13 protein-coding genes are annotated in these 16,102 nt (G+C 70.6%); 12 read left to right on the forward strand and 1 reads right to left on the reverse strand.

The features are described from left to right. Positions 1 to 77 precede the first annotated feature (77 nt). The 12 genes from ACZ43N_RS21365 to ACZ43N_RS21420 all read left to right on the forward strand — a co-directional run bounded on the left by ACZ43N_RS21365 (position 78) and on the right by ACZ43N_RS21420 (position 13,169). On the forward strand, positions 78 to 1,181 hold the full coding sequence (locus ACZ43N_RS21365; protein ID WP_468099409.1) for an ABC transporter substrate-binding protein: 1,104 nt from the start codon (positions 78 to 80) through the stop codon (positions 1,179 to 1,181). Continuing rightward, entirely contained in the window at positions 1,174 to 2,313 is a 1,140-nt protein-coding gene (locus ACZ43N_RS21370) for an ABC transporter ATP-binding protein (RefSeq protein WP_468099411.1), read from the forward strand. The genes ACZ43N_RS21365 and ACZ43N_RS21370 overlap by 8 nt, the downstream gene beginning before the upstream one ends. 3 nt (positions 2,314 to 2,316) lie before the next feature. Then, positions 2,317 to 3,207, forward strand: coding sequence for an ABC transporter permease (locus ACZ43N_RS21375; RefSeq protein ID WP_468099413.1), 891 nt, complete (start codon positions 2,317 to 2,319; stop codon positions 3,205 to 3,207). Next, positions 3,204 to 4,070, forward strand: a complete 867-nt coding sequence (locus ACZ43N_RS21380) for an ABC transporter permease (protein WP_468099414.1) — start codon at positions 3,204 to 3,206, stop codon at positions 4,068 to 4,070. Before ACZ43N_RS21375 ends, ACZ43N_RS21380 begins: the two co-directional genes overlap by 4 nt. After that, positions 4,067 to 5,449, forward strand: a complete 1,383-nt coding sequence (locus ACZ43N_RS21385) for an aminotransferase class III-fold pyridoxal phosphate-dependent enzyme (protein ID WP_468099416.1) — start codon at positions 4,067 to 4,069, stop codon at positions 5,447 to 5,449. The genes ACZ43N_RS21380 and ACZ43N_RS21385 overlap by 4 nt, the downstream gene beginning before the upstream one ends. An 8-nt stretch (positions 5,450 to 5,457) precedes the next feature. Beyond that, a complete protein-coding gene (locus ACZ43N_RS21390; RefSeq protein WP_468099418.1) occupies positions 5,458 to 6,426 on the forward strand; it encodes a succinylglutamate desuccinylase/aspartoacylase family protein in 969 nt (322 codons plus the stop codon). Then, positions 6,423 to 7,883: an aldehyde dehydrogenase family protein gene (locus tag ACZ43N_RS21395; RefSeq protein WP_468099420.1), complete on the forward strand. Its 1,461-nt coding sequence runs from the start codon at positions 6,423 to 6,425 to the stop codon at positions 7,881 to 7,883. The genes ACZ43N_RS21390 and ACZ43N_RS21395 overlap by 4 nt, the downstream gene beginning before the upstream one ends. Next, the gene (locus ACZ43N_RS21400; protein WP_468099422.1) at positions 7,880 to 8,818 is read left to right on the forward strand and encodes an aldo/keto reductase; all 939 of its coding nucleotides are present in this window, start codon (positions 7,880 to 7,882) and stop codon (positions 8,816 to 8,818) included. The genes ACZ43N_RS21395 and ACZ43N_RS21400 overlap by 4 nt, the downstream gene beginning before the upstream one ends. A gap of 46 nt (positions 8,819 to 8,864) precedes the next feature. Beyond that, a complete protein-coding gene (locus tag ACZ43N_RS21405; RefSeq protein ID WP_468099423.1) occupies positions 8,865 to 9,530 on the forward strand; it encodes a haloacid dehalogenase type II in 666 nt (221 codons plus the stop codon). Positions 9,531 to 9,579: 49 nt separating this feature from the next. Beyond that, the gene (locus ACZ43N_RS21410) at positions 9,580 to 10,863 is read left to right on the forward strand and encodes an NAD(P)/FAD-dependent oxidoreductase (protein WP_468099424.1); all 1,284 of its coding nucleotides are present in this window, start codon (positions 9,580 to 9,582) and stop codon (positions 10,861 to 10,863) included. A 93-nt stretch (positions 10,864 to 10,956) separates the two neighbouring features. After that, a complete protein-coding gene (aspA, locus tag ACZ43N_RS21415) occupies positions 10,957 to 12,366 on the forward strand; it encodes an aspartate ammonia-lyase (protein WP_468099425.1) in 1,410 nt (469 codons plus the stop codon). A gap of 68 nt (positions 12,367 to 12,434) precedes the next feature. Then, positions 12,435 to 13,169, forward strand: coding sequence for an SDR family NAD(P)-dependent oxidoreductase (locus tag ACZ43N_RS21420; RefSeq protein WP_468099427.1), 735 nt, complete (start codon positions 12,435 to 12,437; stop codon positions 13,167 to 13,169). A gap of 59 nt (positions 13,170 to 13,228) precedes the next feature. On the opposite strand, the gene ACZ43N_RS21425 is transcribed toward ACZ43N_RS21420, so the two are convergent. Continuing rightward, on the reverse strand, positions 13,229 to 16,051 hold the full coding sequence (locus ACZ43N_RS21425) for a SpoIIE family protein phosphatase (protein WP_468099428.1): 2,823 nt from the start codon (positions 16,049 to 16,051) through the stop codon (positions 13,229 to 13,231). Positions 16,052 to 16,102: the final 51 nt, after the last annotated feature.

Consider the following 16,102-nt stretch of genomic DNA (forward strand, 5'->3'; position numbering starts at 1 on the left):
CCGCATGCCCCCCACCGACTCCACCCCCCTACCTCACCGAGCTGGTCCCCCATTGCGCTACTTCCAGGAGATTTGTCATGAGTGATTCCATGATCGGTCGCAGAGCGCTCCTGCGCGGAGCAGGCGGTCTCGCCGCCCTCGCCGCCCTTCCCTCCCTCGCCGCCTGCGGCTCCGGCACCAGCCGGGTCTCGTCCGGCGGCGGCAAGGGCGGCAGCAAGACGGTGATCGTCCGTGACAGCGGCGGTTCCTACGGCGCGGCCCTGCAGAAGGCGATCTACACGCCGTTCACGCAGGAGACCGGTATCCAGGTCAAGGTGCTCAACCTGGACGACGCCCCGCTGCTGGCCCAGATCAAGCAGGGCCGCCCGCAGTGTGACCTCATCAACAACTCGATGATGTCCCACCTCAAGTACGTGGGTCAGAACGCCCTGGAGATGCTGGACCACGATCGGATCAAGAGCGTGAAGAGCGCGAAGATCCCCGAGGCCCAGGTCAGCGACCATGCGATCGGCAGCAGCTTCTACGGTCAGTGCATCGCGTACCGCACGGATGCCTTCGGCGGCCGCAAGCCCGAGTCGTGGGCGGACTTCTTCGACACCAAGGCGTTCAAGGGCGGCCGTGCGATGTGCAGCCCGGACGGTGACCTGCCGGAACTGGAGTTCGCGCTGCTGGCCGACGGTGTGCCCGCGGACAAGCTGTACCCGCTCGACGTGGACCGTGCCTTCAAGGTGCTGACCCGGCTGCGGTCGAGCATCAAGAAGTTCTGGGACAGCGGCCCGCTGCCCGGCGTCCTGCTGAGCCGCCAGGAAGTGACGATGTCGACCGTCTGGGACGGCCGGATCGCCGACCTGGAGAAGCAGGGCGTGCCGGTCACCCGGCAGCTGAACGGTATGCGCCGCCAGTTCCAGGGCTACGCCATCGCCAAGGGCGCGGCGAACGTGGACAACGCCTACCTGCTGATGGACTTCTCGCTGCGGGCCGAAAGCCAGGCCAACCTGGCGAAGGCCTTCCCGTCGAACCCGTCGTCGCCGCTGGCTTACGCCAAGCTCACCGAGGACCAGCGCAACGCGCTCGCCGGTGCGCCGAAGTACTACGACAAGGGCTTCGACACGGACGTCGACTGGTGGCTGAAGAACGAAGCGGCCGTCACCAAGCGCTGGCTGGAGTGGGCTCGTGGCTGAATTCGGTGTTGCCACACCGTCCGTCGAGGTGGCCGGCGTCAAGCCGGCCGCCGCGACCGGCAAGGCGCTGTCGGTGGTGGCTCTGCGCAAGACGTACGGGGGCGTCGTCGCCGTCGACGAGGCGTCCATGGAGATCGCCGCGGGGGAGTTCGTCACCTTCCTCGGCTCCTCCGGGTCGGGCAAGACCACGACGCTGATGATGATCGCCGGGTTCTGCGAACCCGACTCCGGCACCATCACCGTCGGGGGCCGGGACGTCACCCGCCTCGCCCCGCAGAAGCGGAACCTCGGTTTCGTCTTCCAGCAGTATCTGCTCTTCCCGCACATGACGGTCGCTGAGAACGTCGCCTTCCCGCTCACGCTGCGCGGCGTGGGCAAGGACGAGATCCGCCGCCGGGTGGGGGAGACGCTGGAGATCGCGGGCCTGTCCGGGTTCGGCGGCCGCAAGCCGCGCGAGCTGTCCGGTGGGCAGCAGCAGCGTGTCGCGCTGTGCCGGGCGCTGGTCTACCGCCCGCCGGTCATCCTCATGGACGAACCGCTCGGCGCCCTGGACAAGAAGCTGCGCGACCAGCTCCAGGTGGAGATCAAGACCATCCAGCAGGAACTGGGCCTGACCGTCATCTATGTGACGCACGATCAGGAAGAAGCGCTGGTGATGTCGGACCGTATCGCGGTGATGCGCAACGGTCTGATCGAGCAGTTCGACACCCCGCGGGAGCTGTTCGAGCGGCCGAAGACGCCGTTCGTGGCGGACTTCCTCGGCGCGGCCAACTTCCTGCCCGGCCGTGTGGACAAGCACGACGGCGAGCACACGTTGGTCCGCCTCGACAAGTCCGGCGGTCTCGTGAGGGCCCGCCGTCACCAGCTGGCCCCGGGTACACAGGTCAAGGTCGCCGTGCAGCCGGGCCGGCTGCGGGCCTGCGCCGCCGACGACGGGTTCTGTACCGGCACGGTCGAGACCGCCACCTACGTGGGCACCCTGGTGCGGGCGGGTGTCCGCATCGACGGCGGTGAGGCGCCGCTGCTGCGCCTGGAGGTACCGGCCGGGCGGGGCCCCGTCGCGGGCGAGCGGGTCGGGATCACCGCCGACCCCGAGGACGTCAACCTCTTCCCGACCGAACAGGGCGGGTGAGCCATGGCCGCCACCCTCACCGCGGGGGCCCCCGCCCGCCCGCGCAAGCTCCTCGCCTCGCGCCGCACACGTGTCGGAATCCTGTACGCGCTGCCGGTCGTGGTCTATCTGCTGGTGCTGTTCGTCTACCCGATCTTCAGCACGCTGCTGCTCAGCCTGAAGGACGCCGACGGATCGTTCACCCTGCACTGGTACGCCGACGCGCTGACGGGCGTGAACCTGTCGGTGCTGTTCACCACCCTGCGGATCTCCGCCGAGACGGCCGTGCTGAGCCTGGTCTTCGGGTTCATCCTGGCCCAGGCGATCTCCCGGCTCAAGCCGGTGTGGGCGGGCCTGGCGATGCTGGTCGTCGTCGTCCCGCACTTCGTCTCCGCCCTGGTGCGCACCTACGGCTGGATCATCATGCTCGGCGACAAGGGCCTGGTGAACGAAACCCTGGCGTGGGCACCGGGCGCCCCGTTCCAGCTGCTCTACAACGAGCTGGGCGTGGTCATCGGCACCACTTCGATGATGCTGCCGTACACGGTGCTGCTGCTGTACGGGGTGATGCGCGGGGTGGACCGGCGGCTGCTGGCCGCCGCGGCCAGCATGGGCGCGGGCCGGGTGACGATCTTCCGGCGGGTCTACCTGCCGCTGGTCGCCCCCGGGCTGGCCAGTGCCGGACTGCTCAGCTTCATCCTTTCGCTGGGCTACTACATCACCCCGGCCCTGATGGGCGGACCCAACCAGACGATGATCGCCACCCTCATCAACCAGCAGGTCACCAAGGAGAACCAGTGGAACGGGGCGGCCGCCCAGGGCGTCATCCTGCTCCTGCTCACCCTGGCCGGACTGCTGCTGGTCAAGGTCGTCAGCTCCCTCGGCGCCAGCCGTAGAAGGAAGGGCGGATCATGATGGAGCTGCGCAAGACCCTCGCCGGGCGGATCGTCCTGACCGCCATCGCCACCCTCATCCTGCTGTTCCTGGCGCTGCCGATCCTCGTCATCCTCGTCACCTCCTTCAGCAACAACGCCTTCGCCGCCTTCCCGCCCGAAGCATGGACGCTGAACTGGTACAAGGCCCTGTTCGCCGACGGCAGCAAATGGCCGGCCGCGCTGTCGCTGAGCGCCCTGGTCGCCGCCCTGAGCACCGTGTTCTCCCTGATCATCGGGGTGACCGCGGCGACCGCCCTGACCCGCAGTGAACTCCCGCTGCGCTCAGCGGTCTTCGCCCTGGTCCTCGGACCGCTGGTCATCCCGCAGATCGTCACCGCGCTCGGGTTGTTCCTGCTGTTCGAGCCCGCCGCGATGCTGGGCAGCCCGATCGCCATCGCACTCGGTCACACGGTGCTGGCCTCGCCGATCGCGGTGCTGATCCTGATCGCGACCCTGCGCGGCATCGACGAACGCCTGGAGGACGCCGCCGCGAGTATGGGTGCCGGCCGGCTGACGATCGCCCGGAAGATCACCTTCCCGCTCGCCGCACCCGGCATGATCGCGGCAGCGATCTTCTCCTTCATCACCAGCTTCGACGAGTTCTACATCTCCCAGTTCCTCTCCTCCGTCGACACCGTCACCCTGCCGGTGCAGGTCTACAACTCACTCACCTTCGAGATCGACCCCAGCGTGACCGCGGTCAGCGCGATCCTCATCGCCTTCGCGATCCTCGCCCTCGGCCTGGTCGCCCTGGTGCGCTGGCTCGGCTCCGGACGCCAGGAATCCCTCCTCTCGGTCGAGAACACCGTCGGAGTCGCCAACCCCGGAGGTGAAGCCGTATGACCGCCGCCGCCGCTCAGCCGGCCGCGGCCACCGCTCAGCGGCACCTGCTGCTGAACATGACCGCCAACGGATCGCTCGGCGTCGAGGGAGAAGAACTCCTCGTCGTCCGGCGAGGGGAGGGCCCGTACGTCGACGACGCGGACGGCAGGCGCTACATCGACGGCCTGTCGGGGCTGTACTGCTGCCAACTCGGCTACTCCTACGGCCCCGAGTTCGCCGAGGCCGCCGAACGGCAACTGCGCGAGCTGTGCTACAGCCCGCTGTGGACCGGCTCCGCGCACCCGACGGCGATCGAACTCGCCGAGCGGCTGTCCCGGATCGCCCCCGTCGACATCGAGCACACCTTCTTCTCGAGCGGCGGCGCCGAAGCCGTCGAGACCGCCTGGAAGATCGCCCGCCGCTACCACGCCCTGCGCGGGGAGCCGGGCCGGGTCAAGGCGATCGCCAGGCGCGGCGCCTACCACGGGCTCACCGTCGGCACCCTGTCGTTCACCGACGACCCCGGCCTCACGGAACCGTACGGCCCGCCGGCGATCGACACCCGGTTCGTGTCGAACACCAGCCGCTTCGGTCTCGCACCGGAGTTCGCGGACGACGAGGTGTACACGGCCTGGCTGCTCGCCGAGCTGGAGGCCACCATCCTGGCCGAGGGCCCCGAGACCATCGCGATGCTCATCGCCGAACCCGTGCAGAACCGGGGCGGCTGCATCACGCCGCCCCGAGGCTACTGGCAGGGGTTGCGGGCGCTGGCCGACCGGTACGGGTTCCTGCTCGTCGCGGACGAAGTGATCACGGGGTTCGGCCGGCTCGGGGAGTGGTTCGGCGGGGACCGCTACGGCGCCCGACCGGACATGGTCACCGTCGCCAAGGGCATCACCTCCGGCTACGCCCCCCTCGGCGCGACCCTGGTCGGTACCAAGGTCACCGACGTCATCAACCGGCCCGGCGTGGTCCTCAACCACGGCTACACCTTCGCCGGGCATCCGCTGAGCGCGGCCATCGCCCTGCGCAACCTGGAGATCCTGGACCGGGACCGCGTCCTGGACAACGTCCGCGCCCTCCAGGGCGACCTCGCCCAGCGGATGGCGGCCCTCAAGGACCTGCCGATCGTCGGCGACGTCCGCGGCACCGGGTTCTTCTACTCGTGCGAACTCGTCGGCGACCTCGACGACGGCGGCTTCAGCGACCTGGCCCGCGCCGGTCTGATCGCCGACCTGATCCCGCGCCGGCTGCGCGAGGCCGGCCTGCTCGCCCGTGTCTACAACCGCTCGTCACCGCTGGTCCAGATCGCACCCCCGCTGATCAGCGACCGCGCCGTCCTCGACCGTATCGCCGCGATCATCGCGGGCGTCCTCGCCGAGGCATCGGCCCGCATCTGATCCACGTCTTGGAAAGGTTCCCCATGTACTCCATAGGTCCGCTGACCGTCGCCCCCGGCGAGCGCGCCCAGGGCCTGATCCCGGTCGGCACCAGCAGCTACGGCGTGGAGCTCGGCATTCCGCTGATCGTCGTCAACGGCGCCCTCGACGGCCCGGTCCTGTGTGTGGACGCGGGCGTGCACGGCGACGAGTACGACGGCCAGGAGGCCATCCGGCGCGTGCTCGCCGAGCTCGACCCGGCCACCCTGCGCGGCACCGTCGTCGGCATCCCCTGCCTGAACACCCCGGCCTTCGAGGCCGCCGCCCGAGCGAGCGGCATCGACCACCTCAACCTCAACCGCATCTTCCCCGGCGACGCCGAGGGCTCCTACTCCCAGCGCCTGGCCGCCACCTTCGTCGAGCAGGTCGTCCCCGCCGTCGACGCCGTGGTCGACCTGCACACCGGAGGCGCCTACGGCGAGATAGCCCCGCTCGTCATCCTCCAGGGCGGCTACGAGGACCTCGCCACGGACCTCGCCCTCGCCGCCGGGCACGAGCTGGTCTGGAAGGGCGGCAAGTGGGGCGGCACCGTCCGCCACCCCGTCCTCGAGGCCGGCAAGCCCGCCATCACCATCGAATGCGGCGGCGCCACGTACCGCGAGGCCAACGTCGAGCACCACATGAACTCGATCCGCAACATCCTGCGCAGCCTCGGCCTGATCGACGGCGAGGCGGAGCTGCGGGACACCTACACGACCGTCTCCGGGACCTTCGCCCGCTCCGCCGCCGGCGGCTTCTTCGTCGCCCACGCCGAGCCGGGGGAGACCTGCAAGGAAGGCGACCTGATCGCCACCATCACCGACCACTACGGCACCACGCTGGAGGAGGTCCGCGCGCCGCAGGAAGGAATCGTGCTCTGGGTGCGCCGCATCCGCACGGTCCGCCCCGGCGACGAGGTCGTCATCTTCGGCGAGGTGCTCGGGGAGATCCGGCCATGAGCAACGAACTCCAGTTGACCGAGCTGCTCATCGACGGCAAGCAGGTCCCCGCCGCCGACGGCCGCTCCTTCACCGTCCTCGACCCCTCCGACGGGACGGCCATCGCCCAGGTGGCGTTGGCCGGCAAGGCCGATGTGGACCAGGCGGTGGCCGCCGCCCGTGCGGCGTTCACCTCCCCCGAGTGGGCCGGCCTGCGTGCCGCCGACCGTGGCCGCATCCTGTACCGGATCGCGGAGGCCATCCGCTACCAGGGAGAACGACTGGCCCGGCTGGAGAGCCAGGACGTCGGCAAGCCGCTGCGCCAGGCCAGGAACGACGTCGAGGCCGCGGCCCGCTACTTCGAGTTCTACGCGGGCGTCGCCGACAAGCTCGGCGGCTCGACGGTCCCGCTCGGGCCCGGCCTCATCGACTACACCGTGCGCGAGCCGATCGGTGTCTCCGGCCAGATCATCCCGTTCAACTACCCGCTGCAGAACACCGCCAGGGGTTCCGCCCCGGCGCTGGCCGCGGGCTGCACGGTGGTGCTCAAGCCGTCGCCGGAGGCGCCGCTGACCCCGCTGGAGATCGGCAGGATCGCCCTGGAGTGCGGTCTTCCCCCGGGCGTGCTGAACGTGGTCCCCGGTGACGGCGAGACCGGCGCGGCCCTCGCCGGGCACCCGGACATCAACCAGGTCACCTTCACCGGCTCGGTGCCGACCGGCATCAAGGTCGCCCAGGCGGCCGCCGCCAACGTGGTCCCCTCCGTCACGGAGCTGGGCGGCAAGTCCCCCGTCGTCGTCTTCGCCGACGCCGACTTCGACGCCGCGCTCGGCGCCGTCACCGCCTCGGCGTTCGGCAACGCCGGGCAGACCTGTTCGGCCGGCACCCGGCTGCTCCTCCAGCGCGGCGCCGAGGAGTTCCTGGACAAGCTGGTCGCACACGCCGCCTCCCTCAGCATCGGCCCCGGTCTCAGCGACCCGGACGTCGGCCCCCTCGTCGCAGCACGGCAGCGGGACCGGGTCCTCGGCTACCTGGAACTGGCCCGGGAGGAGGGCGCCGTGGCCCGGGCCGGCGGAGGTGCCCCCACCGACCCCGAACTGGCCGACGGCTACTACGTCCAGCCCACCGTCCTGACCGGCCTGGACAACCAGGCCCGGTGCGCCCGCGAGGAGATCTTCGGTCCCGTCGTCACGGTCATCGAGTTCGACGACGCGGACGAGGCACTGGAGATCGCCAACGACAGCCCGTACGGCCTCGCCTCCTACGTCTGGACCCGCGACATCGACCAGGCGATGCGCCTCGCCGAGGGCATCCGGGCCGGCCAGGTCTACGTCAACGCCACCGGCGTCGGCACCGGCGTCGAGCTGCCCTTCGGCGGTTACAAGCACAGCGGCTGGGGCCGGGAGAAGGGCCTTGAGGGCCTGTCGAGCTACCTGCAGACCAAGAACGTCTGCATCGGGTTCGGGCACCGGTCATGAGATACCGCAGCCTCGGAGAGCGCGGCCCCACCGTGTCGGTGGTCGGCGTGGGCGGCAACAACTTCGGCAGCCGCCTCGACGAGGACGGCACGAAGGCCGTCGTCCACGCCGCCCTCGACGCCGGGATCACCCTGTTCGACACCGCCGACATGTACGGCGGGTCGGGTGACCGGGGCGGCCGCCGAGGCGACGGTGAACGGCTGCTCGGTGCCGCGCTCAAGGGCCGTCGCGACGACGTGGTACTGGCCACCAAGTTCGGCATGGAGATGTGCCGGGACGCCGACCTGTACGGTCCGCGCGGGGCCCGCGCCTACATCCGGTACGCGGTGGAGGCATCGCTGACCCGGCTCGGCACCGACCGGATCGACCTGTACCAGTACCACGAACCGGACGGCGTCACGCCGCTGGACGAGACGGTCGCCGCGCTCCGGGAACTGGTCGACGAGGGCAAGATCCGCCACATCGGCTGCTCCAACCTCCCGGCCGAGCAGCTCACGGACGCCTTCGTCTCCACCCAGGCCTGCTACCACCTGCTCGACCGCGGTGCGGAACGGGACCTGATCCCGGCCTGTCTGCACCACGGCCTCGGCCTGCTGCCGTACTACCCGCTGGCCAACGGCCTGCTCAGCGGGAAGTACCGCCGCGGCGAGCGGCCGCCGCCCGGCAGCCGCCTGTCCTGGCGGCAGGGCTGGCTCACCGACGCCGCCCTCGACCGGGTCGAGGCGCTCACCGCGTACGGCGCCGCACGCGGCCTGACCCTCCTCCAGGTCGCCGTCGGCGCCCTGGCGGCCCTGCCCGCCGTCGGCTCCGTCATCTGCGGCGCCATGACACCCGAACAGGTCACCGCCAACGCGGCGGCGGCCGACTGGATACCGAGCCCGGCCGACCTGGCCGCGCTGGACGCGATCGTCAGCCCCGGCGAACGCGTCGTCTGAAGCCCCCCACTCCTTGAAGAACCCCCGCGAGATGAGGCTGAACACCATGCGAGAGATCGTCACCTTCGACGCGTATGCAACCCTGATCAACTTCGAGCTCGGCCCCACGACCCTGAAGGTCCTGGAGGACCGGCTGGACCTGGACAACCTGGACGTCGACGAGTTCCTCGACGACTTCCGCGTCATGCGCTTCCAGGCCGTCCTGGAGGCCTACCGCCCCTACCACGAGGTCCTGCACTCCAGCCTGCGCAACGCCATGCGCCTGCACGGCCTGGAGTACCGCGAGTCCGACGGCGACGCCCTGGTCGAGGCCGTCCCCACCTTCGGCCCCTTCCCCGAGGTCCCGGACGCGCTGCGCGCCCTCAAGACCAAGTACGAGATCGCCATCATCTCCAACACCGACGACAACTTGATCGCGCGCAACGTCGAGAACATCGGCGTCGAGTTCGACTACGTCATCACCGCCCAGCAGGCCGGCGCCTACAAGCCCGACCGCCAGACCTTCGAGTACGCCTTCAAGACCATGGGCGTCGAGCCGTCCCAGGTCATCCACACCGCGCAGGGCTGGGAGTACGACCACATCCCCACTCGCGACCTCGGCCTGAAGCGCCGCGTATGGATCAACCGCTACGGCCACCCCGGCAGCGCCGACTACCAGCCCTACGACGAGCTGCCCGACCTGTCGGGCCTGCCGAAGCTGCTCGGCTGCTGACCCAGGGCCCGACGGCGAAACAGGACCGAGAACACAGAGGACGCACGCCATGAAGCAGATCCCCTACTGGCTGGACACCGCTCCGGCCCGACCCGACCGTTCCGGAAAGGACCTGCCCGACGAGGCGGACGTGGTGGTGATCGGCGGCGGCCTCACCGGCCTGTCCACCGCCTACCACACCGCCCGCAAGGGTGCCCGGGTCGTCCTCGTCGAGAAGGACCAGGTCGGCTCGGGCGCCTCCGGGCGCAACGGCAGCATGTGCACCCAGGGCATCACCATCAGCCCCGCCGAGGCGCGCAAGCGCTACGGCCAGGAGCGCGCGCTGGAGCTGTACAACGCCTTCCGTGAGGCGGTCGACGTCGTCGAGGAGCTCACCAGGACCGAGAACATCGACTGCGACTTCCACCGTGCCGGGCGCCTCGGCGCCGTCTGCAAGCCCGGCCACTTCGACGGCCTGCGGGCCAAGCAGCGTGACCTGGCCGACAACTTCGGCCACGAGACGGTCGTCCTGAGCAAGAGCGAACTCCGCGCCGAACTCGGGACGGACTACTACCACGGCGCCCTGCTCGACCCGGACAGCGCCGCCCTGCACGTGGGCAAGTTCGTAGGCGGCCTCGCGGACGCCGCCGAGCGCGCCGGCGCCGAGATCCACGAGCGCAACGCCGCCACCGGACTCACCCGCCTCCCCGGCGGGGGCTTCGTGGTGGAGACCCTGCACGGCACCATCCGCGCCAAGCAGGTCATGGCGGCGACGGATGCCTACACCGACAAGTCGATGCCGTGGTTCCGCAAGCGGCTGATCAACGTCGGCAGCTTCATCATCGTCACCGAGCCGCTGGGGGAGGCGCGCGCCAAGGAACTCATCCCCAACGGCCGCCTGCTGGTCGCCCACAAGAACGTCGGCCACTATGTCCGCCTCACCCCCGACAACCGTCTCGCCTTCGGTGGCCGGGCCCGCTTCGCCCCCTCCAACCCGGCCTCCGACGTCAAGAGCGGTGACATCCTCAAGCGGGAGATGACCGAGATCTTCCCGCAGCTCGCGGGGGTGCGCATCGACTACGTGTGGGGCGGCATGGTCGGTTTCTCCTGGGACCGCATTCCGCACGCCGGCGAGGCCAACGGCCTGTACTACTCCATGGGTTACTGCGGACACGGTGTCCAGATGGCCACGTACATGGGCCGAGCCGTCGCCGAGATGATGGACGGCAGGCCGGAGGCCAACCCGCTGCGCGGCTTCGGCTTCCCGAAGGTCCCCGTCCCCTTCTACAACGGCACCGCCTGGTTCCTGCCGTTCGGCGGCGCCTACTACAAGGCGAAGGACCGTCTGTTCTGAGCAGGCGCCCACACCGGTGACACCACGGGGGCCTTTCGCGCGGCAGACGCGGAAGGCCCCCGCGCCGCCCTTTGAGAGAGAGCCCGTACAGCCATGACCGCCGCCACCCGCAGCGAACACGATCTCCTCGGCGACCGGGACGTCCCCGCCGACGCGTACTGGGGTGTCCACACCCAGCGCGCCACGGAGAACTTCCCGATCACCGGCATGCCGATCTCCGCGTACCCGCACCTGATCGAGGCGCTGGCCGCGGTCAAGGAGGCCGCCGCCCTCGCGAACGAGGAACTGGGGCTCCTGGAGGCGAGGAAGGCCGCCGCCGTCGTCGCCGCATGCCGGGAGATCCGCTCCGGCAAGCTGCACGACCAGTTCGTCGTGGACGTCATCCAGGGCGGCGCGGGCACCTCGACGAACATGAACGCCAACGAGGTCGTCGCCAACCGGGCGTTGGAGCTGCTCGGGCATGCCAAGGGGCAGTACGGGTTCCTGCACCCGAACGAGGACGTCAACCTCGGCCAGTCCACCAACGACGTCTACCCGACCGCCGTGAAGATCGCGACGGTGTTCGCGGTGCGGGGCCTGCTCAAGGCGATGGCCGTGCTCCAGGACGCCTTCGCGGGCAAGGCCGTGGAGTTCCGCGACGTGCTCAAGATGGGGCGTACCCAGCTGCAGGAGGCCGTGCCGATGACGCTCGGCCAGGAGTTCTCGGCCTTCGCCGTCATGATCGAGGAGGACCGGTCCCGGCTCGCCGAGGCCGTCGAGCTGATCCATGAGATCAACCTGGGTGCCACGGCCATCGGCACCGGCCTCAACGCGCCCGCCGGGTACGCGGAGTCCGCGCGTCGTCATCTCGTGGACATCACCGGACTGCCGCTGGTCACGGCCGCCAACCTCGTCGAGGCCACCCAGGACTGCGGTGCCTTCGTGCAGATGTCGGGTGTGCTCAAGCGGATCGCGGTCAAGCTCTCCAAGAGCTGCAACGACCTGCGCCTGCTCTCCTCCGGGCCGCGCGCCGGGTTCGGCGAGATCAACCTGCCGCCGGTGCAGGCGGGTTCGTCGATCATGCCGGGCAAGGTGAACCCGGTGATCCCCGAGGTGGTCAACCAGGTCGCCTTCGAGGTGATCGGCAACGACGTCACCATCACGATGGCCGCCGAGGCCGGACAGCTGCAGCTCAACGCCTTCGAGCCGATCATCCTGCACTCCCTGTCGGAGTCCATCACCCACCTGCGCAACGCCTGCCTGATCCTGGCCGAGCGGTGCGTGCACGGCATCACCGCGAACACCGGGGCACTGCGCGCGGCCGTGGAGAACTCCATCGGTCTGGTCACCGCGCTCAACCCGCACATCGGCTACACGGCGGCCACCGACATCGCCAAGGAGGCCCTCGCCACCGGCCGGGGCGTCGCCGAACTGGTACTGGAGAAGGGCCTGTTGCCCGCCGAGACACTCGCCGGCCTGCTGCGCCCGGAGGTCGTGGCCGGCAGGGGCCAAGTGCTGGCCTGACGGCCGCCGACGCCCACGCCCGCACTCGCCCGCGACCCCGGCCCTCACCCGACCGACGAGGAACACCCATGAGACTGCAGGACGTCAACGCCGTGATCACCGGGGCATCGAGCGGGATCGGTCAGGCGGTCGCCGCCCACCTCCGGCGCGAGGGCGCCAACCTCCTGCTGACCGGACGGCGGCCCGAGCTGCCCGAGCGCCATCCCGACGACCTCTACCTCGCGGGGGACCTCGACGACGAGGGGTTCGTCGTCGATCTCGCCGCTCGCGCGAAGGATCACCTGGGGGACGTGGGGGTGGTCGTCCTCTGCCACGGACTCCAGCGGTCCGGCCCGCTTACGGAGACGACCTACGACGTCGCACGCGATGTCCTCCACGCCAACCTCCTCAGCGCGTTCCTGGTCATGAAGCACCTGATGCCGCTGGCTCCCGAGGCGGGGGCGTCGATGGTGTGCGTCGGCTCCCGCCTCGGCATGGTCGGCATGCCGAACCAGACCCTGTACTCCGCCGCCAAGGGCGGCCTCATCGCGCTGGCCCGCGGAGCCGCGATCGAATGGGCGGACCGCGGCATCCGCGTCAATGTGGTCGCCCCCGGTCTGACCGTGACGCCGATCATCGAGGCCTCGTTCCAGCGACGCACCGACCCCGCCGCCTACCGGCGCGTCAGAGAGGAGTCCATACCGATGCGCCGGCTCGCCACACCCGAGGAGATCGCCGACGCGGTCCTCTTCCTCGCCTGCCCGGAGTCGTCCTACGTCACCGGCGCCGTGCTGCCCGTGGACGGGGGCTACACGGCGTTCTGAGCCCCACGGAACCCGGGACGGCCGGGGGGCGAGCCCCGCGCCGCAGCGCGGCGACACCGTCACCAGTCCGTGTCGTCCCATTGGTCCAGCAGCGCTTCGGCCGTGTCGGCGTCGGGTTCGGGAGGGGTGCCGTGCACCGACTGCTCGGTCCAGATCACCTTCCCCCGGGCCAGGTAGCGGGTGCCCCACCGCTGCGTGAACTGCGCCACGAGGAACAGACCGCGCCCGCCCTCGTCGGTGTCGGCGGCCCGGCGCAGGTGGGGTGAGGTGCTGCTGCCGTCGGCGACCTCACAGATCAGACTGGCGCCGTCACGCAGTACCCGTAGCCGCCTCGGGGCGCTGCCGTAGCGGATGGCGTTGGTGACCAACTCGCTGATCACGAGTTCGGTGGAGAAGGCGAGGTCCTCCAGCCCCCACTCCGCCAGCCGGCCGGCGACCCCGGCCCGTATCCCGGCGACGGCGGCGGGATCAGCGGGGATGTCCCAGTCGGCGACCTGGGAGGGATCCAGCAGGCGGGACCGGGCGACGAGCAGGGCGATGTCGTCGCCGGGGCGGGCCGGCAGCAGGGCGTCGAGCACCTCCCGGCAGGTCTCCTCCGGTGTCCGGCCCGGCCCGGCCAGGGCCTCGTGCAGCAGCGCGAGACCGGTGTCGATGTCCCGCTTCCGGTCCTCGATCAGCCCGTCGGTGAACAGGACCAGCCGGGAGCCCTCGGCCAGGGTGTACTCGGCCTTCTCGAAGGGAAGCCCGCCGCCCAGCCCCAGTGGCGGGGAGACAGGCACGGCCAGCCGCTCGACCGTGCCGTCCGGGTGCACCAGGGCTGGTTCCGGATGCCCGGACCGGGCCAGGGAGCACCGCCCGGCGACGGGGTCGTAGACGGCGTACAGACAGGTGGCCCCCGTGATGCCCTCGTCGTCGACGCTCCCCTCGTTGTCGACCCGGGTGACCAGCTCGTCCAGATGCCTGATCAGCTCGTCCGCGGACAGGTCGAGGGACGAGAACGTGCGCACCGCCGTACGCAGCCGGCCCATGGTCGCCGCGGCGTGCAGACCGTGACCCACCACGTCGCCCACCACCAGCGCCACCCGGGCCCCGGGCAGGGGGATGACATCGAACCAGTCGCCGCCCACACCCGCCCGCGCGGGCAGATAGCGGTGGGCGACCTCGACGGCGGACTGCTCGGGCAGCGAGCGCGGCAGCAGGCTGCGCTGCAGGGTCACGGCCAGGGCATGCTCGCGCGTGAAGCGGCGAGCGTTGTCGATGGCCACCGCGGCCCGGGCGGCCAGTTCCTCGGCGAAGGCCAGGTCCTCCTCCTCGAAGGCGTCCCCCTCCGCACGCCACAGACTCACCACACCCAGCACCACACCGCGGGCCTGCAGAGGCACGGTGATCAGCGAATGGAGGCCGGAGTCCAGGATGCGTCGCGCGCGGTCGTCACCCTGGGCCCGCCAGCCGCGCGAGGAGGTCAGGTCGGCGTCCAGGACGGGCCGGCCCTGCTGGACGGCGACGGCCACGGGAGTGCCGGGTACGAAGCCGATGCGCTCACCCACGGGGAAGAGGGGCCAGGCCCCCCGGTCACTGTGCGCCGCCGCGCGACGCATCTCCAGGCTCGGCCCGACCGGCTCGTCACCCTCCAGGACCGGATCCCGGAGGTCGACCGTGGCGACGTCGGCGAACCGCGGGACGGCGACCTCGGCCAGTTCCTCGGCGGTGCGCACCACATCCAGCGTGGTGCCGATCCGCACCCCCGCCTCGTACAGCAGCCGCAGCCGCTCTCTGGCCACGGCCGCCCGGCCCGCCAGAGACTGCAGCTCCGTGGTGTCCCGCAGCGTCGCCACGCGGCCCCGCCTGTCGTCGTGCCGGTCGACGGGGCGGATGTTGACCGCCAGCAGATGGTCGCCGGCCAGATGGACCTCGTCGTTGACCGCCCGGCCCGACGCCAGCAGTTCGGCCGTACCCGCTTCCAGGCCCAGATCGGTGACACGGCGCTGCTCCGCGTCCGCGGGCAGGTCCAGCAGGCGCCGTGCCTCGTCGTTGGCCAGCAGCAGCCGTCCGTCACCATCGATGATCAGCACCCCCTCCCGCACCGCGTGCAGCACCGCGTCGTGGTGCTCGTACATCCGGGTCATCTCGGCGGGACCGAGACCGCGGGTCTGCCGTCGCAGTCGCCGCGACACCAGCGCGGTACCTCCCGTGACCAGTGCCAGCGCACCGCTGACGGACCCGAGCAGGATCGGCATCTGGCGTTGGACCACGGAGTTGACGTTCTTGACCGTGACCCCGACGGACACCAGACCGACGATCTTGCGCCCTCCCGCGTCGAAGACGGGGACCGTCGATTCCACGGCGAGCCCGAGGCTGCCCTCGATGTCCTGGGTGAAGGGCCGACCGGCAGCCGCCTCCTTGCGCAGGGCGAAGACATGTTCCCCGATCAGATTCGGGTTCGGGTGGGTCCAGCGGTAGCCGCGCGGATCGATCGCGACGACGAAGTCGACGCCGGTCAGCTCACGGGTCTCCTCCGCCCGCGGTTGCAGCACGGCGGTGGGGTCGGCGGACTTCATGGCCTCGGCCGTTCCCGGGGCACGCGCGAAGGACTGGGCGACTCCCAGCGACAGCCGACGGGCCTCCTCCGTGCTCGACGTGCGGGCTTGCAGCACGAGCGCCACGCCCGCGGCGGCCGCGAACAGAACCACCAGCACCAGCTGCCACAGGAACACCTGACCCGCGACGCTGCGCGCGCTGAGCACGGAACGCGAACGGGTTCCGGGCGGGCGGGAGGGCGAGCGGGGTGACGCGTCCAGTTCCTCGATCGGGGGCGCGGTGGCTGCCGCACGGGAACGACGACCGCCGAGCCGCTCGGACGACCGGTCGAAGATGCTGGTCATGTCCACGGGATGTCCTTCCCGGTGCCCGGCGGGAGCCGGCGGTGTCGAGAG

Source organism: Streptomyces sp. NPDC030814, from assembly GCF_055572155.1.